Raw genomic sequence first — 23,880 nt, forward strand, 5'->3', positions numbered from 1 at the left:
GTCTGCCGCCCGGGCCGAGTTTTTCCGCAGAGTAGTGTAAAACCCCCTATATCACAACGCTGTCATAAAATTTTCATAGGCTTTCACTATATTGGCGTGGTTTTTGCTGGACTAGACCAGCGCATAATCACTCACCCGCAGGAGTCTGACATGAAAACTAGTATCGTAACGTTGTTATCAGTAGCGATTTTTCTTGCTCTTCCGGCGGCCCATGCTGCCGACTCTGACCTCGCCGCACTCGAAAAAGCAGCGCGCAGTGAAGGACAAATCAACAGTGTCGGTATGCCTGATAGCTGGGCTGACTGGAAAGACACCTGGAATGACATCACTACCCAATATGGGATTAAACATAGCGATACCGATATGTCTTCTGCACAGGAGTTAGCGAAGTTTGCTGCCGAAAAACAGAATGCTACCGCCGATATCGGTGATGTGGGTGCGGCTTTCGGTCCGATTGCGGTAGATCGTGGATTGGCGATGGCTTACAAGCCGACGCATTGGGATCAGGTCCCAGATTGGGCGAAGGACCAAGGCGGTCACTGGATGCTGGCCTATACCGGGACCATTGCGTTCTTGGTGGACAAAAAGCAGGTCAAAGATGTGCCCCATAGCTGGGCGGATCTGAAAAAAGGTAAGTATGTAGTCACTATCGGTGATGTCGGCGTGGCTGCTCAGGCAGCAAACGGTGTGTTAGCAGCGAACTATGCCCTGGGTGGCGATGAAAAGAACTTGAAACCGGCACTGACGTTCTTCGGTGACTTGGCGAAGCAAGGGCGTCTTGGCTTAACCGATCCTGTGATTGCTAATATCGAGAAAGGGGAAATTCAGGTCGCTGTGGTGTGGGATTTCAACGGCTTGAACTACCGTGACCAGATCGACAAAAACCGCTATGAAGTGGTGATCCCCTCCGATGGTTCCGTGACCTCGGGTTATACCACCATTATCAACAAATACGCGAAACATCCAGAGGCCGCCAAACTGGCCCGCGAGTTCATTTTCTCTGATGCCGGTCAGACTAACCTAGCGCGTGGCTATGCCCGTCCTATCCGAGCCCAGTACATCACCTTACCGCCGGATGTGCAGGCAAAACTGTTACCGGCTTCTGAGTATAAAAATGCTCGTCCGATCAAAGATCAAGCTGCTTGGGACAAGTCGTCCAAAATGTTGCCTTCCCTGTGGCAGCAGTACGTGATGATCAATATGCAGCAGTAGTGATTAATTCCGGAGACAGACAATGAAAACAATCCTGGTGGTACTGGATGGACTGAGCGATGTGGTGGCGGAGCATGCGATGGGTTACCTGCATGCTGAGTGTGCACAAGGCAAAGGAAGTTATTACTCACTAACCTGTGAACTCCCGTCACTGTCGAGACCCTTATATGAATGTATTCTGACCGGTATACCGCCGGTAGTGAGTGGCATTGTGCATAATGGTGTCAGCCGCCTTAGTCATCAGCAGAGTATTTTCCACTATGCGCGGGCCGCCGGAAAGGTCACTGCCGCCGCAGCCTACCACTGGGTGAGTGAGCTTTATAACCGCAGTCCGTTTGAAGCGGTCCGTGACCGCCACCAGTTGGCGGTCGATTTACCGATTCAATACGGTCACTTTTATTCGGATGATGGGTATCCCGATTCGCATCTGTTTGAAGATGCAGAAAGTCTGCGCTGTCAGTATGACCCGGACTTTTTACTGATCCATCCGATGAATATCGATGACGCCGGTCATAAGTTCGGTCTCGGTTCCTCACAATATCGTAACCGGGCCCGTATTGCCGACGGCTTGCTGTCTCACTGGATGCCGGAATGGCTGAAAGCGGGCTATCAGGTCGTGGTCACCGCCGACCACGGTATGAATGATGATCGCTCTCACGGCGGCACCTTACCGGAAGAAACCCGTGTGCCACTGTTTGTGTTCGGAGAGGGCTTTTCGCGGGATCCGCAGGCTACCCCACGGCAGACCGAACTGTGCGGTACCCTGTGCGATGTACTCGGCGTGCCCCATGATAAGCCGGTATGCCGAGAACTGCTGGCTGCCAGTTCCGGAGGAAAAGGATGAGTGGAAAAAAGCTAGCATTAATTTGGCTGCTGCCGTTCAGCCTCTTTTATTTAGCGTTTCAGGTGGCCCCGCTGGTTTGGGTCGCCGGTAACAGTTTCTGGAGCGATGTGAACAGCCGTTGGGGGCTGGATAATTATCACGATATTCTGACATCCCCTTTCTATTTGCAGGCGATCCGCTTTTCGCTGGATATCGCAATTTGGTCGAGCCTATGGGGCTTACTGATCTCGCTGGTGGCGGGTTACTCCCTAAGTCAGTTGGGGGAGAGCCGTCTCCATCGCTTTATGTTAGCTTTTACTAACATGACCAGTAATTTTGCCGGTGTTCCGCTGGCTTTTGCCTTTATTATCTTACTGGGACTGAACGGTTGTCTGACGCTGATCCTCCGCCATTATGGCCTGGCCGGTGATTTCCGCCTGTTTTCCAGTGATGGCATGATTGTGGTTTACACCTGGTTCCAAATCCCTCTCGGGGTGATGTTACTGTTGCCAGCCTTCGATGGCCTGAAAACAGAGTGGCAGGAATCGGCTGCTTTACTGGGGGCCGGTCGTTTCAGCTATTGGCGTTTAATTGCGTTACCGGTACTCAGCCCAGCGCTGCTCGGCACCTTTGTGATCTTGCTGGCCAATGCGCTGGGGGCTTATGCCACGATTTATGCATTAACCAGTGGTAACTTCAATGTGGTGCCGGTACGCATCGCGGCGCTGGTCTCCGGGGATATCTCTCTCGACCCCTATATGGGCAGTGCATTAGCGGTTTTACTGGTCCTGTTGCTGACCGTGATCACCGTGGTTCAACAGTATCTGGTGCGCCGCAGCTACCTTAACGCCAGACGTACTTGAAGGGAGTCACTATGTCTCAGGCTGAAAAACTTTATCACCGGATCGTTATCTTCATTTTCTTGATTATCTTAGCTTTACCCCTGGCTGCGACACTGATCTATGCCCTGTGCCGTGATTGGAGCGATACCATCTTACCGCAGGGCTTTACGCTGTCGTGGTTTATCGAGCTGTGGCAGGATCCTCGGTTTCTCGGAGCGTTGGCGCACTCACTGATTATCTGTTTCGGTGCTCTGCTGTTCTCGCTACTGTTGGTACTGCCAGCAATGTTTGTAATTGCTTACTATTATCCGAAGTTAGACAACCTTATGGGCGTGTTGATCCTGATGCCGTTTGCGGTCCCACCGGTGGTTTCCTCTGTCGGCCTGTTACAACTCTATTCGTCAGAGCCGTTGATGCTAACTGGCTCTCCTTGGATCCTGATCGGCTGTTACTTCACGATTGCACTGCCGTTTATGTACCGAGCTATCGCAAACAATATTCAGGCCGTCAACCTTAGGGAATTGATGGATGCAGCCCATCTGCTGGGTGCCGGAACCTGTAAAGCGGCACTGTGGGTAGTGCTACCAAACCTACGCAAAGGGGTACTGGTGGCGGTGTTGCTGTCGTTCTCTTTCCTGATAGGTGAGTTTGTATTCGCTAACCTGCTGGTCGGCAACAGCTATGAGACGCTGCAGGTCTATCTCTACAATATGCGTAATGGCAGTGGGCATTTCACTAGCGCCCTGGTGATCTCCTATTTCACTGTTATTTTACTGGTCACCGCGCTGGCCAATCTGCTTAACCGTAAATGAGGCCCTTATGGCAACGCTTAACGTTAAAAATCTAAATAAAAGTTACGGCAGCACCACGATTTTTGAGGACATCAACTTTACGGCGGCAGACGGAGAATTTGTCACCTTACTCGGCCCGAGTGGCTGCGGCAAGTCAACGCTGCTGCGGTGTTTGGCGGGCCTGACGCCGGTGGATAACGGGGAAATCTGGCTGGCTAACGAGGATATCGTGGATCTCTCGGTGCAGCAGCGCGGCATCGGCATGGTCTTCCAGAGCTATGCTCTGTTCCCCAATATGACCGTGGAAAAGAATGTTGCCTTTGGTCTGAAAATGCAGAAATTGGCCGCGTCTGAAATCCGTCGCCGGGTGGATGAGGCGCTCGCCATGGTCGAGCTGAATGAATTTGCGGGTCGCTACCCGCATCAGTTATCCGGTGGTCAGTGTCAGCGAGTGGCGTTAGCCCGTTCTCTTGTTACCCGGCCACGACTGTTGCTGCTGGATGAGCCGTTGTCTGCCCTGGATGCCCGTATCCGCCGCCATCTCCGTGACCAGATCCGTCTGATCCAGCAAGAATTGAAACTGACCACGATCTTTGTGACCCATGATCAGGAAGAAGCCTTGACCATGTCAGACCGTATTGTACTGATGAATAAAGGTAAAATCGTACAGAATGGTGGCGCGGAAGAGCTATACACCCGGCCGGCTGACCTGTTTGCGGCGGGCTTTATTGGTAACTACAATTTACTGACTGCCGCACAGGCCAGCACCCTGACGGGACAGACATTTTCCTCCCATGTGGCTGTCCGCCCGGAGACACTGGCATTCTGTACCAGCGGTCAGGGTATCCCTTCACGGATCCTCAGTAGTAGCTTGCTGGGGAATGTGATCCGTTATCGTATTGAGTGCCGCGGGATTGAGCTGTCGGTGGATATTCTTAATAAAAACGACAGTGACTTCTATCCAGTCGGCCATGTGTTGGATGTACAGATCGAGGGTGCCGCATTACGGCAAGTTGCCTAACCGTAAGGATTTACTGAGCGCAGATGAATGTTAAGGAACGATAATGTGGTAGCCTGACTGCAGTGATTTTGGTCAAACGGTTTATCATTTAAAGGAGCAGGACACCTTATCCGACCGTACGGCGGTAAAGGTGCCGCAGAAGGAGCAGCCTTAACATGTTAACACTTTTAAATTTACTTTCTGCGGTGGCGCTACTGGTCTGGGGAACCCATATTGTCCGCACCGGCATCATGCGCGTCTACGGCGCGGATTTGCGGCGGGTGATCAGCCGTAGCGTACAGCGTAAGCCACTGGCGTTTCTGGCGGGTATTGGGGTGACCGCATTGGTACAGAGCAGTAATGCCACTACCTTGCTGGTGACCTCTTTCGTTTCCCAGAAACTGATGGAACTGACACCAGCGCTGGTGGTGGTCTTGGGAGCGGATGTTGGTACCGCAATTATGGCCAGGATCCTGACTTATGACCTCTCGTGGTTGTCACCGCTATTTATCTTTATTGGAGTGATTTTTTTCCTCAGCCGTAAGCAGACCCGCCTAGGACAGATAGGCCGGACCAGTATCGGTTTGGGACTGATACTGCTGGCATTACAGCTTATTGTCGAAGCATCACGGCCAATTACTCATGCGGCCGGAGTACAGGTGCTGTTTTCCTCTCTGACCGGCGATATTCTACTGGATGCGCTGGTGGGGGCGGTATTCGCTATTGTCAGCTATTCAAGCCTGGCAGCGGTACTGATCACCGCCACGCTAACGGCAACAGATGTTATCTCTTTTAAGGTAGCGCTCTGTTTAGTGATCGGAGCCAACTTCGGCAGTGGCCTGCTGGCGATGATTAATAACAGCGCCTCTAATGCTGCGGGTAAGCGAGTAGCCCTCGGCAGTCTGCTGTTTAAACTGATCGGCTGTGTGATAATTCTGCCCATGGTCAACCTGCTGGCACAGTGGTTGAGCCGTGTACCAATGAGTGCCGCGGATATGGTGATCTCCTTCCATGTGTTCTATAACCTGATCCGCTGTGTGGCGCTGGTGCCCTTTAGCGAGCTGATGGCGCGTATCTGCCGCCGATTAATAGCCGATGATGTCGAAAATGAACAGCAACTGAAACCCAAACACTTGGATCACAGTGCGCTGGATACTCCGGCCTTGGCACTGGTAAATGCTGCCCGCGAGACGCTGCGTATCGGGGATGTGGTTGAACAGATGTTGCTGTCACTGAAAAAAGTGCTAGACGGCGAAGTTCGAGAAGAGCGCACGGTCCGCCGGTTGGATGATGATGTGGATGTGCTTTATACGGCGATTAAACTGTATTTGGCGCAGATGCCGAAGGAAGACTTGCCGGCGGAAGAGTCACGGCGCTGGGCAGAAATTATTGATCTGGCTCTTAATCTGGAACAGGCTGGTGACATTATTGAACGGATGTCAGCGGAGATTACCGGTAAGTCGCATTCTGAGCACCGGACGTTCTCGCCACAAGGGATAGAAGAGTTAGCCTCGATGCAGGAGCAGTTACTGAAAAACCTGCACCTTAGTCTGTCGGTGTTTATCTCCCGTGATGCCACCACGGCGAAGCGGTTAAGACGTGCTAAACATCGCTTTCGCATCCTAAATCAGCGTTATTCTCTGGCCCACGTTAATCGACTGCATCAACAAAATGTGCAGAGCATGGAAACCAGTTCTCTGCATCTCGGCTTATTGGCCGATATGAAACGGCTCAACTCGCTGTTTTGTGCAGTGGCCTACAGTGTGCTGGAGCAGCCGGAAGAAGATGAAGATCGCGAGTAAGTGACAGATGCCGGTAGTACCGGCATCTGGGGTGTTACTTACGGCGCACTGGCTTTCCTGACCAATAACCGGAGAGTAGGGATCCAGAGAAGTTATGCCACACTGAGAATAGCGCACCGGGTAGTGCTGCCACGGGAGTAAAATAGAGCTTACCTAAGGTTGCTGCCAGACCGGAATTTTGCATGCCCACTTCCAGCGCCAGGGTGCGGCAGGTTGACTCATCAAAGCCAAACAGTTTCCCTCCCCAATAGCCCCCGAGCAAACCGATGGCGTTGTGCAGCATCACGGCGACGATCACAATCGGGCCCACCGAGCTGATAAAACCACGACTGCCTGCCACCACTGCGCTGATGATCAGCAGAATACAGATCATCGAAAAGGCCGGCAGCCAAGGTTCTGCTTTTTTGACGACAGAGGTCATGCTGTGATGGACAATGAGGCCAATGGTAATGGGGATCAAAACGATCTTGATAATGCTCCATAGCATGCTGGTAATATCGACCTGAATATGGGTGTCTACATACAGACGTGTCAGCAGCGGGGTAGCGATCACGCCTACCAGCGCCGAGACCGAGGAAATTGTCACCGACAAGGCGACATCGCCCTTCGCCAGATAGATCATCACATTGGAGGCGGTACCGCTGGCGACACTGCCCACCAGGATCATCCCTGCGGCCAGGTCAGGGGGCATATGGAACAGTTTTGCCAGTGCCCAGGCCGCCAGCGGCATCACAAAATAGTGTAGAAAGGTGCCGGCAACCACCGGTCCGGGACGGGTAAAGACGCGTTTGAAATCATCAATGCTCAGGGTCACACCCATAGCAAACATTATCAGCATCAGTAGTTCGCTGACCCAAGGGCCAATGGGCAGAAACAGGCCCGGAGAGTAACAGGCCACCGCGGAGAGCAGTACGGCCCACAGTGGAAATAAGCGGGTGATTTTGGCGAGCATAGCCGGTGATCCTTATCATTTTCATAGTGTGTCGTTACAGCAGTGTTGCCACAGAACCTTAAAACCTGTCAGCGATAACAGGTAAAAATTTATCATAACATTTCGATCTGGATGAAACAGGGTAGTAGGTTAAGTTCACGGTATTTGGAAGGGAAAAGCCGTCAACGGCAGAGAATGATCAGGAAGAACAAAGAAAGGCTAGGGGATCTGCTTTCGCAGTAGTACAGGCCGCAGGATATCCTGCGGCCTGTTTGCTGAGATTAACGGAACAGATGTCGGTGCAAACAGCGCACAGCGTCTTCCGCTTCTGATTCCGGCATCAGGAAGCAGAGGTTATGGCTGCTGGCACCATAACAGATCATCCGCAGGTTAAACGGATTGAGCACACCAAATACTTCCTTCCCGACCCCACGGGCTTCTTCCAAACGGTTGCCGATCAGCGCCACCAGAGACAAACCTTCTTCGACTTCCACTCGGCACAGAGAGGAGAGCTCGGTTAGCAGTCCTTGAGTTAGCAGGCTACCTTTGGCTGAGGTCGACCCGGTAGTATCCAGGGTCAGGGCAATACTCACTTCAGACGTGGTGATCAGATCGACCGAGATATTATGGCGAGCCAAGATGGCGAAGACCTCAGCCAAAAAACCACGAGCATGCAGCATATTCAGGCTGTGTAAAGTCAATAAGGTCTGGCGGCGGCGCAGCGTTACGGCACGGAACAGTGGCTGATGGCAGGTCTGGTTATCCACTAAGGTGCCGCCCACCTCTGGCGCTTTGCTGGAGCCGACAAATACCGGAATATCATTGCGCACCGCCGGTAACAGTGTCGCCGGGTGCAGGACTTTGGCACCGAAGGTAGCCATTTCAGCCGCTTCTTCAAAGGTAATTTCATCAATACGCACGGCTTCTGGGACCACTCGGGGATCGGTGGTGTAGATCCCCGGCACATCAGTCCAAATATCAATACGTTGAGCCTGTAAGGCTTCACCCAGCAGCGCAGCGGTGTAATCACTGCCGCCACGGCCAAGGGTGGTGGTTAGACCGTTTTCTTCACAGCCAATAAAACCCTGGGTGATCACCAGTGACTCAGCGACCAGAGGCAGCAGCTGGGTGCGGGAGAGGTCTGTCAACTGTGCCAGGTCCGGTTCTGCACGTCCGAAGTTATTGTTCGTTTTCATTACCCTGCGCACATCAAACCACTGTGCAGACACTTTACGTTCACGAAGAATTTCGGTAAACAGCAGGGTCGACAGCAGTTCGCCATGGCTGACCATCTCATCGGTCAGTTCTGCAGAAGGGGATTCACTGGCGCGGATGGACAATTGCGCAATATTCTCGATAATCCGAGCAATTTCAGCACGGATCACGGTTGCAGCCTGCAGACGATCGACGATGGCGTACTGGATACGGCCAAGATCATGTAGCAATGCCTGACGTGTCTCTTCGGACTGAACTTCCGACAGGGACACTAATAAATTTGTGACGCCTGCGGAGGCGGATAGCACCACCACTTTTACATCAGAACGGGACAGGACGATATCGGCGCTACGGTTCATTGCCTCGTAATCGGCAACACTGGTTCCGCCAAACTTAGCAACGATTAATGCGGGATGGGACATTCAAATACAGCCTCGAGTCAGGATCTTATTCAGTCTTGACACAAAGCAGAGCGGGAAAGGCAGACCGGTGCGCACAACGAGTCAGCCAGAAGCGCTCCACCTTGTGAAACATTCTTTACGAACGCTACGCTACGGTGACAACCCAGAGGATTCAGCCTCTGTAGTCGACAGACTCAAACACTCCGCATGTTTGCTGCCTCGGCGTCGCTCCCCCTGATATGTCGTTAACGGATACGGATCCTCTGACATACTGCCTGGGCGACGCGCCTCTTCTGGTCTACGTATCTATACGTAAGAACTTCTTTAGAAATATCGTGTAATTGCCCGAGTGTCAACGGCTATCGGCCGTACTGACCTCATTTTTTACCAAGGCAATCAGGGTACAGGGTAGCGTTGGCACTTGGTCTTTGTCTATCGGCATAAGGTTTTTCTCCTCGTGTAGGCTAAACAGCGGAATAACCCCCTGATTCTTCTCGAGGTAATCATTCCAGCCAAAGTTTTCATTGAGGCGTGTTGCCTTAATAGTGGCCCCGGCGGAAATTAAACGACTTAAATGGCCAAAGGTGTACTCCGGGCTGAACAGATTTTCCTGACGGCGGAAGCGGCTGCTTTCACTATCATGTTTTAGCCTAGTGTTTTGCGCATTACCCGAGCGCACTGCCGATACTTTCTCTTTACCCAGCAGGTGGCTGAAATGGTAAACCGCCAAGGCATTTTGGTGACGGTTAGACGACATCGCCAGTACCTGGGCGGTGGTATTCAGGTCCAGATAGTTATCGGCGTGCTCTGACCAAGCATAGCCGTAATAGGTGGTAAGACCGTCCATACGTGCCTGGCGATAGTTCTCCCAGCTATTATCAGTTAGCTGAACCGGCAAGTCGAGCTTCTGCAGGGCCTGCGCCAGAGAGCGGGCCACCGGATTGGCACCGACGATCAGTACACCCCGTGGCTGCTTTTTCTGAACCCGTAGCCAGCGCGCAATGGGCAGGCTGGTTAGGCTTTGCAGCACCACCGTACCGATAATAATGGCAAATACCACAGTGACTAAGCGGTCTGCTCCGGGATAGCCGTTTTTCTCTAACGTCAGGGCAAACAACGAGCTGACCGCCGCTGCGACAATTCCGCGCGGAGCAATCCAGCACAGCAATAAACGATCACGCCAAGTGAGGGCAGACCCTAGGGTCGAGGCACCGATACACAACGGACGGGCGACAAACTGGACAATCAGCAGTACCCCAGCCAGTGGCCAGCCCATGTTCCACAGGGCATGAATATCCAGACGTGAAGCCAGAATAATAAACAGCCCAGAGATCAGTAAAGCGGATAACTGCTCTTTGAACTCGATAATGTCTGTCAGGTCCACATCGCGCATATTGGCTAGCCAGATGCCCATCACCGTGACGGTCAGCAGCCCCGATTCATCCGCCAAATAATTCGATAGCCCGAAAGCACCCAGCATCATCGCCAACACAGCAAAGTTTTGTAGGTAGCCTGGTAACCAGACTTTACGCAGGGCAGTACCGACCACCATTCCGGCGATAGCGCCAGCCACCAGTCCAACGCCTACGGTCTGACCAAGGGTCATAAACAAATGGGCGTAAGAGCCAGCAGCCTGTTGATGCAACACAATAAATTCGAATACCAGCAGGGTAAAAATCGCCCCCACCGGGTCGATGATGATCCCCTCCCAGCGCAGCACCTGGTTGATAGTGCTTTTTGGCCGCACTACTCGCATCAGCGGTGCGATCACCGTCGGGCCGGTCACGACAGTGACCGCCCCCACCAGCGCAGAAAGTTCAGCAGGAAAGTGCAGTAACAACAGGCAGGCGAGGCTGATGACCAAGAAGGTGATCAGCATTCCCACCGAGACCAAATTACGCACTACACCGCCCAGACCGCGTATTTCTTCAAAACGCAGCGTAAGCGCACCTTCGAACAAAATGATCGCCACCGAAAGTGATACCAAAGGGAATAGCAGGTTGCCGAACAGCAGGTCCGGTTGTAACACATGGGTGGCTGGTCCTAACACAATGCCGAAAATCAGTAATGGCAAAATGGCGGGTAAGCGCAATAACCAAGCAAGCCATTGTGCGGCCAAAGAACTGATGCCGATAATGACCAGTAAGAGCGGGGCGGATAGCGCCATATTTTTTTCCTTAAAACAGCTGTAATCGTCATACTGCGGATAATTCTCTGTCGGACAATACTGTAAATGCAAGTCCGGCAGGGTTTCTGTTTAATCATCCCTGTAGTTTGTGGCAATGTATGTCACAGATCAGTATGACAGCGGATGAGCGATTACTGTGCCAGATGCTGAATTCATTAATCCACAAGAGTGTTGTTATGAAAAATATAAATCCGACAAAAACTGCAGCATGGAAGGCGCTGCAACAGCATTTCTCTGAGATCAAAGATAGTCACATTGCCGACCTATTCGCCAGTGATCCGCAACGTTTCTCTGAATTCTCTGCCACCTTTGATGATCAGATTCTGGTGGATTACTCGAAAAACCTGATTACTCGTGAGACGCTGGACAAACTTTTGGCACTGGCGAAAGAGACCGAGCTGAGCGAAGCTATCGCATCCATGTTTGCGGCTGAGAAGATCAACCGCACCGAAGATCGCGCGGTCCTGCATATTGCGCTGCGTAACCGTAGTAACACGCCGATCATGCTTGATGGTAAAGATGTGATGCCGGACGTGAATGCCGTGCTGGCAAAAATGAAAAGTTTCTCCGAACGTATTATCAGCGGCGAATGGAAAGGCTATACCGGTAAAGCCATTACTGATGTGGTGAATATCGGTATCGGCGGTTCGGACCTGGGCCCGCTGATGGTCACAGAGGCGCTGCGTCCTTATAAAAACCATCTAAACATGCACTTTGTGTCGAATGTTGATGGGACACATATTGCGGAAACGCTGGCCCCTCTTAATCCGGAAACGACCCTGTTCCTGGTGGCCTCCAAGACCTTCACCACCCAAGAAACCATGACCAATGCTCACAGCGCCCGTGACTGGTTCCTGGACAATGCCGGTGACGAAAAACACGTTGCCAGCCATTTTGCAGCGCTCTCCACTAACGCCAAATCGGTAAGCGAATTCGGCATCGATACCGACAATATGTTTGAGTTCTGGGACTGGGTCGGTGGCCGTTACTCACTGTGGTCAGCCATTGGTCTGTCAATTGTCCTGTCAGTCGGCTACGACAACTTTGAACAGCTACTCAGTGGTGCCCATGCGATGGACCAGCATTTCTCCACGACCGAGGCTGGGGAAAACCTGCCGGTATTGCTGGCGCTGATCGGTATTTGGTACAACAACTTTTTTGGCACCGAAACCGAAGCCATCCTGCCTTATGACCAGTATATGCACCGTTTTGCCGCTTATTTCCAGCAGGGCAATATGGAATCCAACGGCAAATACGTAGATCGCAATGGCGAAGCGGTGGACTACCAGACCGGCCCAATTATCTGGGGCGAGCCAGGTACCAACGGTCAGCATGCCTTCTATCAGCTGATCCACCAGGGAACCAAAATGATCCCTTGTGACTTTATTGCCCCAGCGGTCAGCCATAACCCGCTGAGTGATCACCATCCGAAATTGCTGTCTAACTTCTTTGCACAGACAGAAGCGCTGGCGTTTGGTAAATCCCGTGAAGCGGTTGAAGAAGAATTTGCCAAGACCGGCAAAACGGCTCAGGAAGTGGCGCACATTGTGCCTTTCAAAGTCTTTGAAGGGGATCGTCCGACCAACTCGCTGTTATTACGTGAGATCACCCCTTACTCATTGGGCGCACTGATTGCATTGTATGAGCACAAAATCTTTACCCAAGGTGCAATCCTTAATATTTTCAGTTTTGACCAGTGGGGAGTAGAACTGGGTAAACAACTGGCGAACCGTATTCTACCAGAGCTACAGGGTGATGAGTCGGTGTCTAGCCATGACTGTTCTACCAACGGCCTGATCAACCGCTATAAACATTGGCGCTAAGCGTTAAGTGGATGACATGATTGAAAGCGGCCTGCGGGTCGCTTTTTTATTGCATCCGTGATATTCAAAGGATTAATTATTGTGATATTTATCACATTACCCCATCATCCCTGCTTTGCAGATAGTTTTTAGAGGAAACAATGGAAAACACCAATAAAGTAGTGAAATCGGCCGTTGCCACGCTGATCGCTGCCGTATTGCAGTGGGTTTTAAATATCGGTCTGATTATTCTAGCCATCATTCTGGTGATCTTCTTAGGTAAAGAGACCCTTCATCTGGCGAACGTACTGTTTCATACAGGGGAACAGTCTTCGTCGTATTTACTGGTTGAAGGGATCGTCATTTACTTCCTCTATTTCGAATTTATTGCTTTGATTGTGAAGTACTTTAAGTCCGGTTTTCACTTCCCATTACGCTATTTTATTTATATCGGTATCACGGCGATTATTCGTCTGATTATTGTCGACCATAAAAACCCACTGGATACCCTCTATTACTCTGGGGCAATCCTGATCCTGGTCGGTACCCTTTGGTTAGCGAACAGTAAGCGTCTTAAACGCGAATAATCCTCTGGTAGAGGTTTTTTTGTGCACAAGAGTAAGCTTCACACAGATCATCCTGTTTAGTAGTCACGAGTCTGCTATAGTTCAGCACTTAACTGCTGGCGTCGGTGATACCGTGCTGGCTGGTATTGTCTGGTTTCTGAGAATGTCATGTCTGTACAGCAATTCTGCAAATTGTATCAGTTGCAATGGGTACCGTTTTCTGCTCCGCAGTTGTCCCCCGATATTTCTGACTGGTTGTCGGAAGAAGGATCGCTGACCGCACGTTTTGAGCGTCATTGCCAGCAACTGACCGTAAAGGTGGTTCGCGAAGGCTTTGTGGCTAAAACGACATTACTGCCCCATGAAACCGGTGATACTGCATTCGACCACGCCGACCGCTATTGGCTGCGTGAAGTCATATTATATGGCGACGGTAAACCCTGGCTCTCGGGGCGTACAGTGTTACCTGAAGGGACCCTCAGTGGACCAGAAACTGCGTTGCTGGCGCTTGGCGAATCACCGCTCGGGCGCTTTCTGTTCACCTCTTCGCAATTGAGCCGTGACTTTATCCTACCGGGACACAGTGACGGACTGTGGGGGCGTTATTCGCTGCTGCGACTCTCAGGAAAGCCGCTGATACTGACCGAGCTTTTTTTACCCGCGTCACCCGCCTATCCACCCCGGGAGAAAGGATAACAACCCGTGCAGGACTCTGTAAAACTGACAAAATTTCAGGCTTATCAGCGCTTGATGCGTATTGACCGGCCTATCGGTACCTTATTGTTGTTATGGCCGACACTCTGGGCGCTATGGCTGTCCGGGATGACACTGCCCCCACTGAAAGTGCTGGTAGTGTTTGTTATCGGTGTATTTGTGATGCGCGCGGCGGGGTGTGTGATTAATGATTATGCCGACCGTAAGGTGGATGGCCATGTGAAACGCACTGCACAGCGGCCGTTACCGTCAGGACTGGTTACCGGCAGAGAAGCTAAAGGATTGTTCGTGCTTTTGGTCGCGGTGGCTTTTCTGCTGGTATTGACCATGAATACCCGAACCATTTTGCTCTCGGTGGGTGGGCTGATCCTGGCGACAGCCTATCCGTTTATGAAGCGCTACACCCACTTACCACAGGTAGTGCTGGGGGCTGCCTTTGGCTGGGCGATCCCGATGGCCTGGATGGCGGTCAGTGGCACGGTTCCGCTGGCCTGCTGGCTGGTATTTCTGGCGAATGTCTGTTGGACGGTGGCCTACGATACCCTCTACGCAATGGTAGACCGTGATGATGACCTGAAAATCGGTGTCAAATCGACGGCGATCCTGTTCGGCCGCTACGATCGCCTGATTATTGGTATCTTGCAGTCCGCCACCTTGCTGCTACTGGCGATGGCGGGTAAGATCCTGCATCTCAATGGGTGGTTCTGTCTGTCACTGATGTTGGCAGCAGGATGCTTTATCTATCAGCAAAAGCTGGCGATGGAACGTAATCGGGATGCCTATTTTCACGCTTTCCTGAACAATAATTATGTCGGGTTGGTAATTTTCTTGGGCGTGGTATTAAGCACCTTACCCTTTATCAATCTGATGTAAACATAGCATCCTGACCGTTGCCAGCCCCCGCAGTGTTAGCACTGCGGGGGCTTTTTTATCTTAGTCTGTCGTAGATCCAGTCCAGATGATGGCCAAAAAAAGGGCGCTCTGTAGAGCACCCTGAGAGTATATAGCGGGATCAGACTGCGGCATCGCTGTCTGAAGCGACGGCATTCTCAATGGTCTGTCGGACATCGCGGGTGATCAGATCAAGCAAGATTTGACGCATTCCACGGGTTTTCTCCGGTTCGGAATCATCTTTATCACTGATATAGCCCTCATCACGTAAGGTCAGCACTAGGCCGGTAAAGACTGCTTTATCAAAGAACTCCGGCGCATTGATACCATGGAGTACCGACAGGCGTTGTGCCAAAGTACGGCTCTCTTTCTCCAGCGTCCCACGATTGATTTCCGGTTTAGCATTGAGGATAGTGAAGGTGATTGCGTAACGTTGCAGTGTCTCACGGACGCCGGATGCCAGCAGCCCCAGCACACGCTGACGGGTGGGATCGACAGAGAGATGTTCATCGCTGCGGATGATCAGCGATTGACTGACTAGCTCATCACAGATCTTATCGATAACCTCTGCCAATTGGTCTTTATCCCAGCGTAGGAACAGCTCACTCTTCAGCATCGGATAAATCAGAGTAACCTGACGCAGTAACTCTTGTTTACGCAGGGTACCATGCTGCTGAATAATCGCGGCAATCAACGACGGCATCACCAGCAGGTGCAGGATGTTATTACGGTAATAAGTCATCAGCACTGCCTGCTCTTTTGGCAGGATGATGATTTCGCCGATATTGTCCTGTTCGATAGTGAACTTATTCATACTCATCGCATGATCAAGCAGTTCAGCAGAACTCATGTCCGGGACAGTGACGCCTTCGGCATAAGGAACATTACGCAATAATCCGGTGTAACAGGCCAGCTGTTCCAGTAGTTGCTCACGGGTCAGTGAACGCTGTGGAGAGGCCAGTAAGGCAGTGACACACAGGTTCATCGCATTAGCCGCACCGGCATTGTTGATGCGTACCATGACCTGCTGAGCAATATCATTGACGGTCGGAGCCATCCAGGCTGGGCGTTGTGGCTCGATAGGGTCGATCGCCTCACGCCATTCCGGGACTTGGGTATTCAGGTAGTTGACCAGCGGTAGGGGTTCTCCGAAGTTCACATAACCTTGACCGAGGTTACGCAGCTTACGTAGGCCGCGTAACATCTGTAACAGACCTTCTTTTTCTTTGGTGGCACCACGCAGCTCTTTGGCGTAAGTCGCCACCTCCATCACATGTTCATAGCCGATATAGATCGGCACTAGGGTGATAGGACGATTACCGCCACGTAGCATGGCCTGCAGAGTCATAGTCAGTGTGCCGGTTTTCGGGTCCAGCAATCGACCAGTACGGGAGCGGCCACCTTCCACGAAGTACTCGACGGAGTAGCCACGGCTGAACAGTTCACCCAGGTATTCACGGAACACCGTGGAGTAGAGTTTATTGCCCTTAAAGCTGCGGCGAATAAAGAAAGCCCCTAGGTGACGGAAAATCGGGCCGGCCGGCCAGAAGTTAAGGTTAATGCCGGCGGCGATATGTGGCGGCACCAAGCCTTGGTGATAGAGCACATAAGAGAGCAGCAAGTAGTCCATGTGGCTGCGGTGGCAGGGCACATACACTAATTCGTGGCCATCCTGCGCCAACTGACGGATACGCTCACCGCCACTGACATTGATCCCTTTATACAGTCGGCTCCATAACCAACCCATTACCCGGTCAGTGATACGGATAGCCTCATAGGAGAAATCGGCGGCAATTTCTTCCATCATGGCGACGGCATTTTTTTGGGCCATCTCATGGGAGATTTTTTTACTGCGGGCTTCGTCTTCTACTGCTTTCTCGATAGCTTTTGACTGCAATAGCTTGTTGAACAGATCTTGTCGGGCAGGTAGGCGTGGGCCAACCGCCGCTAACCGTTGACGGGAGAAATGGATATGGGCAACCCGTGACAGCTTTTGAGCGATAGACTTGTCGGTACCATGCTCATCGGCCATCTGACGCAATGAAACCATCGGTGAGAAACGGATAAAGCTGTCACGTCCCAGCCACAAGATGGCAAAAAACTTCTGCAGGCCGTTCAGCTCGCGAAGTACGGGTGTTTGTGAGCCTTGAACTTCTTTACCCGGCGCACGACCAAACATCACGGATACCGGTACTAGTTGCACATCCAGAGAAGGATTGTTGCGATGCAAGTCTAGGTAATCGTGGAAAATTTTCACCGTTTCCTGATTCGGGGTGAAATAAGGCAGTAAGCGTGGACCGTCATGGATAAACACATGACGTGGCAGCAGACTACCGTCGATGTCTAGGGGCTCCAAGGGATCGGGCAGATCATGTTTCAGGCATTCTGTACGCAGTGCCAGTAAATCTGCTTTGGAGTCATACGGAAATACATAGATAATAGGGCGAGTAGGGTCCAAGCCGAGTTCGGTCACTGGATCACCCGGGATCACTTTGCCTTTTACCAGCAAAGATAATGGAATACTGAGCAATTTATAATAAAGTTTACGCCAGCCTGACATAGACAAATCGGGAGCCTCTTCTGATAGCAAAGCGGCGTAAGCATATCAGAAGCCGCGAAGAAAATCTGTTGCGGACGCAGCAATGATCACAAAAAGGAGTCCCCCACTATGGCAGGAAAAACCACCGGATGGCGTCGCCTCGTCAAGGCTACCGGCTACTCATGGCAGGGTTTACGTGCGGCTTGGGAGCATGAAGCGGCATTCCGTCAGGAGACGGTAGTGGCCGTGCTAGCGGCGATCATCGCCTGCTGTCTGGATATTAATCTTGTGACGCGGCTGATGCTGATTGGCTCGGTCGTATTGGTGATAATTGTCGAGATCATTAACAGTGCTATCGAAGCCGTGGTGGACCGGTTCGGCGGGGAGCAACATGCTCTTTCTGGGCGGGCTAAAGATATGGGGTCGGCTGCGGTACTGCTGGCGATCTTACTGGCGCTGGTGGTATGGGGCTCGGTGCTGTGGTCGCTGCAATAGCTGTCCACAGAGTGAGCGACAGTTGTTTGTTTTATGACGGTTTTTGGTTTTCATTTCGCAAATACCTGTATATACTCACAGCGACTGTATAAACAACCAGGGGGCGGGATGAAAGCATTAACCAGCAGGCAACAGCAGGTCTATGACCTGATACGCGAGCATATCCAACAAACAGGAATGCCGCCAACACGTGCCGAGATCGCGTCCCAGCTGGGTTTCCGTTCCCCAAATGCAGCCGAAGAACACCTGAAAGCCCTGGCCCGAAAAGGGGTGATTGAAATTGTCTCCGGTGCTTCTCGTGGTATCCGTCTGCTGATGGAAGAAGAGGTCAGTGAAGGGTTACCCCTCATTGGCCGCGTAGCAGCAGGTGAACCACTGCTGGCGCAGCAACATATCGAAAGCCATTATCAGGTTGATCCGGGGCTGTTTAAGCCGGGCGCAGATTTTCTGCTACGTGTCAGCGGGATGTCCATGAAAGATATCGGTATTATGGACGGCGACCTGCTCGCGGTTCATAAGACCCAAGACGTCCGTAACGGCCAGGTTGTGGTGGCCAGAATTGATGACGAAGTCACGGTTAAGCGTTGGAAAAAACAGGGTAATACCGTGCAACTGCTGCCGGAAAACAGTGAGTTTTCGCCGATTGTGGTCGATGTGCGCGAGCAGAGCCTCACCGTTGAAGGTCTGGCGGTCGGTATTATTCGTAACGGTGAGTGGCTGTAATTCCCCCCCTTTTCCTTCATCCTGTGTTAACGTCACCAGCACTCCGCCTGGTGGCGGATGTTCCCCCGCTGATGCTCCTGCCTGGTGATGGCTGATTTTAGTATCACCTTCCCGGCCACTGCTGCGCACAGCGGATAATCCCGCTTTCTGCTCAGGAAATGTCATGCCTTTATTCAGTGCAACAGATAAACAACTCTGGCGACTGGCCTTACCGATGGTGTTATCCAATATTACCGTGCCATTGATGGGACTGGTGGACACCGGCATTATCGGTCACCTGAACAGTTCTGTGTATCTGGGCGGTGTCGCCGTAGGGACGACCATCACCAGCTTTCTGTTTATGTTGCTACTGTTTTTGCGCATGAGCACCACCGGAATGACCGCTCAAGCTTGGGGGGCAGCCGATGCCGCCGCGCTCGCGAGGGCCTTGGTTCAACCGTTGATCCTTAGCCTGGTGGCCGGGCTGCTATTTATGCTGTGTCGCCATCCAGTCAGTCAACTGGCGACCTCGTTTATTGGCGGCAGTCCTCAGCTGTTAGAACAGGCGCGCATTTTCATTGATACCCGCTGGCTAAGTGCTCCGGCGACCTTTGCTAACTTAGTGATCCTTGGGTGGCTTCTCGGGGTGCAGTATGCCCGAGCACCGGTGATCTTGCTGGTGGCCGGTAATTTGGTGAATATCGTGCTGGAAGTATGGTTTGTCTGGCACCTAAAAATGGGCGTTCAAGGGGCCGCCGCTGCAACAGTGATCGCCGAGTATGTGTCGTTATTGAGTGGTCTACTGCTTGTTTATCAGGTGCTTAACCGCCGCCAGATTTCGGTCGGATTGTTGTTAAACGGCTGGCGCGGTGATATCAAACGTCTGCTGGGCCTAAACCGGGATATTCTGTTGCGCTCGCTATTGTTACAGATCTGCTTTGCTTCGCTGACCATAGCTGGCGCACGACTCGGTAGCCAGATAGTCGCGGTCAATGCCCTGCTGATGATGTTTCTGACCTTTACTGCCTATGCGCTGGATGGCTTTGCCTATGCGGTTGAAGCAGTCTCTGGTGAAGCCTACGGTGCCCGCGAAAACGGAAAGTTGCAAGAGGTCTGGAAAGCCTCCTGCCGTCAGGCAGGCATTGTGGCTTTGGCGTTCTCGGTGATCTACGCCGTGACAGGGCGAGAGATTGTCGCGATTTTGACGTCTTTACCGGACTTACGGCAGTTGGCTGATCGCTATTTGGTCTGGCAGGTGATCTTGCCGCTAGCCGGGGTCGCGGGCTATCTGCTCGATGGGCTGTTCATTGGTGCCACCCGCGGGCGCGAGATGCGTAACAGTATGGCAGTGTCGGCGCTGGGATTCGGCGTCATGCTACTGAGCGTTCCTTGGTTGGGTAACCATGGACTGTGGTTGGCACTGTGCGCGTTTATGGTCCTGCGCGGGATCACTCTCGGCGCCTGCTGGATGCATCATCAGCGCCGCGGAACTTGGTTTACCCCGTAACCTTAACGGGCTGGACGTTTACGCGGCTCAGTGCTGTGGTCGTGTTGGCACTGCTGCGGATCCTGACAGGCGGCCACTTCGGCGCATTTTTCACACAGTCCATGGGCTTCGATGACGCTGTGGCGTAGTACAAAACCGGCCTGAGTCGCTTGGGCGGCAATCAGATGCTCGACGCCTTCAGCATGGCACTCGCTGACAGAGGCACAGTGATCACAGACTAACATCACCGAAGTATGAGAGGGGTGTTCAAAATGCGGGCAGACCACATAACTGTTATTAGAAGCTACTCGGTGGATAAAGCCTTGTTCCAGCAAGAAATCCAGCGCACGGTAGACAGTCGGAGGCTTGGCCTGAGGCTCGCTAATGCGCAGTTTATCTAGTAAATCGTAGGCACTGATAGCACCTTGTTGCTCAGCCATCAGACGTAGAACCTCTGCGCGCTGGGCGGTCATTCGTGCACCGCGCTTCAGACAGAGTTCCTGCGCTTCAGCAAGAATTTGTGCAGGAAGGGGGTGTTGCATAATGGCCATCTCCGACGAAGGGGTTAAGTGATGTTATATCTTATCACGACCGCAACGGTTAATCTTGATGTTGTGTGGTGCGGATAGGCGGGCTATGCACCATCGGATATGTTGAGTCAGCCGCATAGTGACGCTTTTCTATGCTATAGTACGCCAGATTTTCCGACACTTTCTTTCCGAGACGGCTGCGTCACGCAGGTCAGCCTCGGCCAAAATACGATATCAAATACATGCACGAAATCAGCCAGACAGCCGGACCCAGTACCGGTGAAGATCCGACAACCTCCCAGCCCGTTTACCGTGCCGATCGTTTCTCGATTGCGCCTATGCTCGACTGGACCGATCGCCACTGCCGTTATTTTCATCGTCAGCTGACCTCTGAGACGCTGTTGTACACCGAAATGGTGACGACGGGGGCGATTATTCACGGCAAAGGGGATTATCTGGCGTACAGCCAGGCCGAACACCCAGTGGCATTACAGTTGGGGGGCAGTGATCCCGCAGCTCTGGCGCAGTGCGCACAGCTGGCAGAAGCCCGCGGCTATGATGAGATTAACCTCAATGTTGGCTGTCCGTCAGACCGTGTGCAGAACGGGCGTTTCGGTGCTTGCCTGATGGGCGAAGCGGCTTTGGTGGCAGATTGCATCCGAGCCATGCGTGATGTGGTCAGTATTCCGGTGACGGTGAAAACGCGTATCGGTATTGATGAGCAGGACAGCTATCAATTTCTGTGTGATTTCATCGGCACAGTCGCCAGTGATGGCGGCTGTCAGTCATTCACTCTGCATGCCCGTAAAGCTTGGTTATCTGGCCTGAGCCCGAAAGAAAACCGTGAAATTCCACCATTGGATTACCCACGGGTCTATCAGATTAAGCAGGACTTCCCCCAACTGAACATCGGTATTAACGGCGGAGTTAAATCCCTTGATGAAGCCGTTGAGCATCTTAAGTATGTGGATGGGGTGATGATGGGTCGCGAAGCCTATCAGAATCCGGGGATCCTGGCGCAGGTCGATCAGCGGATTTATGGACAAAGTCATGCACAACCAGATCCGGTTGCGGTGGTTCGGGCGATGTATCCGTATATCGAAGCAGAACTGAGTCAGGGCACTTACTTGGGCCATATTACTCGCCATATGCTCGGGTTGTTCCAAGGGATCCCGGGAGCACGGCAGTGGCGTCGTTATCTGAGTGAAAATGCCCACAAGCCGGGAGCGGATGTCAGCGTACTGGAAAAAGCATTGTTGAAAGTGACCGGAGAATAAATCTTGCTATCTTTTTCGCCACTTTTTGGTCTTTTTCACTAAAAGTGGCGCTCACTTATTTTGAAATCTATCGTGATATCATAGGGTTAGATTAAGTCGCACTGTGGCACGTTTCTTGTAAGTAAGACAACTATATCGTTGTTGATCTCTGCGGAGGTAAGTTATGGAAGTCTTATTTGTGCTCGGCTTTTTTGTGATGCTACTGGTTACCGGCGTCTCTGTGCTGGGTGTGATGGCAGCCCTGTTGGTTGCCACTGTGCTGATGGCGTTTTCCGGTTTTCTAGTGTTTATCGTTAAAGTGCTGCCGTGGTTACTGCTGGCAGTCGCCGTGGCATGGATTTATCAGACCTTTTTGGCCGGACCGGCAGTCACCCCGGCGCAACGCCAGGCGGCTAAAAGACGCGCCAGGGTCTCACGCTTCAACCGTTATTTGTGATAAGGGGCGTCTTGTTCAGTAAAAGTGATGATTGATGTCTTAAAATGTGAATCTGCACAGGTTTTTCTCGTCCCGGATCAGCGATAATTTTTGTAGTTGTTTATCGCAGTTCATCGCTCTGTCCCTACACCAGTGCGAATAAAAAAAGAAACGGGCTTCCTTTGGGAAGCCCGTTTTACATTCTGCTATCAGGGGATCAGTAAGCTGGAACCTCGGGTTGTACGGCTTTCCAACTGCCGGTGTGCTTCGGCGGCATCCTTGAGGGCAAATTTCTGCTGGTCAGGAACCTCAACCTTGATTGCCCCGCTGGCGATCAGGGCGAAGAGTTCGCTGCTGGCGGCATCTAACTCCGCGGGCGTCGTAATATAACCAAACAACGAAGGGCGCGTGACAAACAACGAGCCTTTTTGGTTAAGGATCCCCAGGTTCACCCCAGTCACCGGTCCGGAGGCATTACCAAAGCTGACCATCAATCCACGGCGTTGCAGGGAATCTAAGGAAGCCTCCCAGGTCTCTTTGCCGACTGAATCAAAGACGACGGGTACTTTCTGCCCGTCGGTTAACTCAGCGACCCGCGCTGCGATGTCTTCTTGACGAGAGTTAATGGTGGCGAATGCCCCTGCGTCCAAGGCTGCCTCGGCTTTCGCCGCCGAGCCTACGGTGCCTATCAGTTTTGCACCCAGCGCTTTTGCCCATTGGCAGGCGATCAGACCCACGCCCCCGGCAGCGGCATGAAACAGGAAGGTTTCACCAGCAGTGACCGGATAGGTCTGACGTAACAGATATTGCACGGTCAACCCTTTTAGAAACGAGGCCGCTGCCTGTTCGAAACTGATACTGTCCGGCAGTTTTACCAATTTATCTTCATGAACAATATGCGCTTCGCTGTAGGCCCCGGAAGCTGACTGTGCATAGACCACCCGATCACCGGGGGCAACGCGACTGACTGCGGAGCCGGTACTGACTACCACGCCGGCGGCTTCAGTTCCGAGTCCTGCCGGTAACGTTGGTGACGGGTAGAGTCCGCTGCGGAAATAGGTATCGATATAATTGATACCTATGGCTTTATTTTCTACCACCACCTCGTGCTCAGCGGGTTCTGGCAGAGTGAAGGCTGTCCATTCAAGCACTTCCGGGCCACCATGCTGACGATACTGAATTCGATTTGGCATTCGCACTCCCTGAAATCATGTTGTTTGCCGGGGGACAGGGCGACAATCCGATGAAAAAAAACGTA

21 protein-coding genes and 1 riboswitch are annotated in these 23,880 nt (G+C 52.2%); of the genes, 15 read left to right on the forward strand and 6 right to left on the reverse strand.

Annotated features, from left to right (window positions below; genetic code table 11):
- Nucleotides 1–150: 150 nt before the first annotated feature.
- The 6 genes from DW47_RS0110835 to DW47_RS0110860 all read left to right on the forward strand — a co-directional run bounded on the left by DW47_RS0110835 (nt 151) and on the right by DW47_RS0110860 (nt 6,470).
- Nucleotides 151–1,212, forward strand: a complete 1,062-nt coding sequence (locus DW47_RS0110835) for an ABC transporter substrate-binding protein (protein ID WP_029686442.1) — start codon at nt 151–153, stop codon at nt 1,210–1,212.
- A 22-nt stretch (nt 1,213–1,234) separates the two neighbouring features.
- The gene (locus DW47_RS0110840) at nt 1,235–2,056 is read left to right on the forward strand and encodes an alkaline phosphatase family protein (RefSeq protein ID WP_029686443.1); all 822 of its coding nucleotides are present in this window, start codon (nt 1,235–1,237) and stop codon (nt 2,054–2,056) included.
- Complete coding sequence (locus DW47_RS0110845; protein WP_029686444.1) at nt 2,053–2,898, forward strand: ABC transporter permease; 846 nt, start codon at nt 2,053–2,055, stop codon at nt 2,896–2,898. The genes DW47_RS0110840 and DW47_RS0110845 overlap by 4 nt, the downstream gene beginning before the upstream one ends.
- 11 nt (nt 2,899–2,909) lie before the next feature.
- Nucleotides 2,910–3,689, forward strand: a complete 780-nt coding sequence (locus DW47_RS0110850; RefSeq protein ID WP_029686445.1) for an ABC transporter permease — start codon at nt 2,910–2,912, stop codon at nt 3,687–3,689.
- Nucleotides 3,690–3,696: 7 nt separating this feature from the next.
- Nucleotides 3,697–4,689 (forward strand): ABC transporter ATP-binding protein, encoded by a 993-nt coding sequence (locus tag DW47_RS0110855; RefSeq protein ID WP_029686446.1) that lies wholly within the window; start codon nt 3,697–3,699, stop codon nt 4,687–4,689.
- 155 nt (nt 4,690–4,844) lie between these two features.
- A complete protein-coding gene (locus tag DW47_RS0110860; protein WP_029686447.1) occupies nt 4,845–6,470 on the forward strand; it encodes a Na/Pi cotransporter family protein in 1,626 nt (541 codons plus the stop codon).
- 34 nt (nt 6,471–6,504) lie between these two features.
- Here DW47_RS0110860 and panS read toward each other — a convergent pair whose 3' ends face one another.
- From panS to DW47_RS0110875, 3 genes are all read right to left on the reverse strand, one after another.
- The gene (gene panS / locus DW47_RS0110865; RefSeq protein ID WP_029686448.1) at nt 6,505–7,422 is read right to left on the reverse strand and encodes a ketopantoate/pantoate/pantothenate transporter PanS; all 918 of its coding nucleotides are present in this window, start codon (nt 7,420–7,422) and stop codon (nt 6,505–6,507) included.
- Nucleotides 7,423–7,682: 260 nt separating this feature from the next.
- Nucleotides 7,683–9,038, reverse strand: a complete 1,356-nt coding sequence (lysC, locus tag DW47_RS0110870; protein ID WP_029686449.1) for a lysine-sensitive aspartokinase 3 — start codon at nt 9,036–9,038, stop codon at nt 7,683–7,685.
- Between the two features lie 81 nt (nt 9,039–9,119).
- Nucleotides 9,120–9,318, reverse strand: a riboswitch (Lysine riboswitch).
- Nucleotides 9,319–9,369: 51 nt separating this feature from the next.
- Nucleotides 9,370–11,184: a cation:proton antiporter gene (locus DW47_RS0110875; protein WP_029686450.1), complete on the reverse strand. Its 1,815-nt coding sequence runs from the start codon at nt 11,182–11,184 to the stop codon at nt 9,370–9,372.
- A gap of 197 nt (nt 11,185–11,381) precedes the next feature.
- On the opposite strand from DW47_RS0110875, the gene pgi reads away from it, so the two are divergent.
- The 4 genes from pgi (at nt 11,382) to ubiA (ending at nt 15,160) form a co-directional block, all read left to right on the forward strand.
- Nucleotides 11,382–13,028, forward strand: a complete 1,647-nt coding sequence (gene pgi / locus DW47_RS0110880) for a glucose-6-phosphate isomerase (protein WP_029686451.1) — start codon at nt 11,382–11,384, stop codon at nt 13,026–13,028.
- A gap of 140 nt (nt 13,029–13,168) precedes the next feature.
- The gene (gene psiE / locus DW47_RS0110885; RefSeq protein ID WP_029686452.1) at nt 13,169–13,594 is read left to right on the forward strand and encodes a phosphate-starvation-inducible protein PsiE; all 426 of its coding nucleotides are present in this window, start codon (nt 13,169–13,171) and stop codon (nt 13,592–13,594) included.
- A gap of 147 nt (nt 13,595–13,741) precedes the next feature.
- Nucleotides 13,742–14,269, forward strand: coding sequence for a chorismate lyase (gene ubiC / locus DW47_RS0110890; RefSeq protein ID WP_029686453.1), 528 nt, complete (start codon nt 13,742–13,744; stop codon nt 14,267–14,269).
- 6 nt (nt 14,270–14,275) lie between these two features.
- Nucleotides 14,276–15,160, forward strand: coding sequence for a 4-hydroxybenzoate octaprenyltransferase (gene ubiA, locus DW47_RS0110895; RefSeq protein WP_029686454.1), 885 nt, complete (start codon nt 14,276–14,278; stop codon nt 15,158–15,160).
- Between the two features lie 139 nt (nt 15,161–15,299).
- Here the strand turns inward: ubiA and plsB are convergent, their stop codons facing one another.
- Nucleotides 15,300–17,738, reverse strand: a complete 2,439-nt coding sequence (gene plsB, locus DW47_RS0110900) for a glycerol-3-phosphate 1-O-acyltransferase PlsB (RefSeq protein WP_029686455.1) — start codon at nt 17,736–17,738, stop codon at nt 15,300–15,302.
- Between the two features lie 108 nt (nt 17,739–17,846).
- On the opposite strand from plsB, the gene DW47_RS0110905 reads away from it, so the two are divergent.
- The 3 genes from DW47_RS0110905 to dinF all read left to right on the forward strand — a co-directional run bounded on the left by DW47_RS0110905 (nt 17,847) and on the right by dinF (nt 20,421).
- A complete protein-coding gene (locus DW47_RS0110905; protein WP_029686456.1) occupies nt 17,847–18,212 on the forward strand; it encodes a diacylglycerol kinase in 366 nt (121 codons plus the stop codon).
- A 108-nt stretch (nt 18,213–18,320) separates the two neighbouring features.
- Nucleotides 18,321–18,935 carry a transcriptional repressor LexA gene (gene lexA, locus DW47_RS0110910; protein WP_029686457.1) on the forward strand — a complete coding sequence of 205 codons (615 nt, stop codon included), beginning with the start codon at nt 18,321–18,323 and terminating at the stop codon, nt 18,933–18,935.
- Between the two features lie 163 nt (nt 18,936–19,098).
- On the forward strand, nt 19,099–20,421 hold the full coding sequence (gene dinF / locus DW47_RS0110915) for an MATE family efflux transporter DinF (protein WP_029686458.1): 1,323 nt from the start codon (nt 19,099–19,101) through the stop codon (nt 20,419–20,421).
- 2 nt (nt 20,422–20,423) lie between these two features.
- Here dinF and zur read toward each other — a convergent pair whose 3' ends face one another.
- On the reverse strand, nt 20,424–20,942 hold the full coding sequence (zur, locus tag DW47_RS0110920; RefSeq protein ID WP_029686459.1) for a zinc uptake transcriptional repressor Zur: 519 nt from the start codon (nt 20,940–20,942) through the stop codon (nt 20,424–20,426).
- A gap of 230 nt (nt 20,943–21,172) precedes the next feature.
- Here zur and dusA point away from each other — a divergent pair, with 230 nt between their 5' ends.
- On the forward strand, nt 21,173–22,207 hold the full coding sequence (gene dusA, locus DW47_RS0110925) for a tRNA dihydrouridine(20/20a) synthase DusA (RefSeq protein ID WP_071846639.1): 1,035 nt from the start codon (nt 21,173–21,175) through the stop codon (nt 22,205–22,207).
- A gap of 163 nt (nt 22,208–22,370) precedes the next feature.
- On the forward strand, nt 22,371–22,643 hold the full coding sequence (gene pspG / locus DW47_RS0110930) for an envelope stress response protein PspG (RefSeq protein ID WP_029686461.1): 273 nt from the start codon (nt 22,371–22,373) through the stop codon (nt 22,641–22,643).
- 188 nt (nt 22,644–22,831) lie between these two features.
- On the opposite strand, the gene DW47_RS0110935 is transcribed toward pspG, so the two are convergent.
- Nucleotides 22,832–23,815, reverse strand: a complete 984-nt coding sequence (locus DW47_RS0110935; protein WP_029686462.1) for an NADPH:quinone reductase — start codon at nt 23,813–23,815, stop codon at nt 22,832–22,834.
- Nucleotides 23,816–23,880 lie beyond the last annotated feature (65 nt).

Origin of the sequence: Tatumella saanichensis, assembly GCF_000439375.1 — a bacterium.
Classification (GTDB): domain Bacteria; phylum Pseudomonadota; class Gammaproteobacteria; order Enterobacterales; family Enterobacteriaceae; genus Tatumella; species Tatumella saanichensis.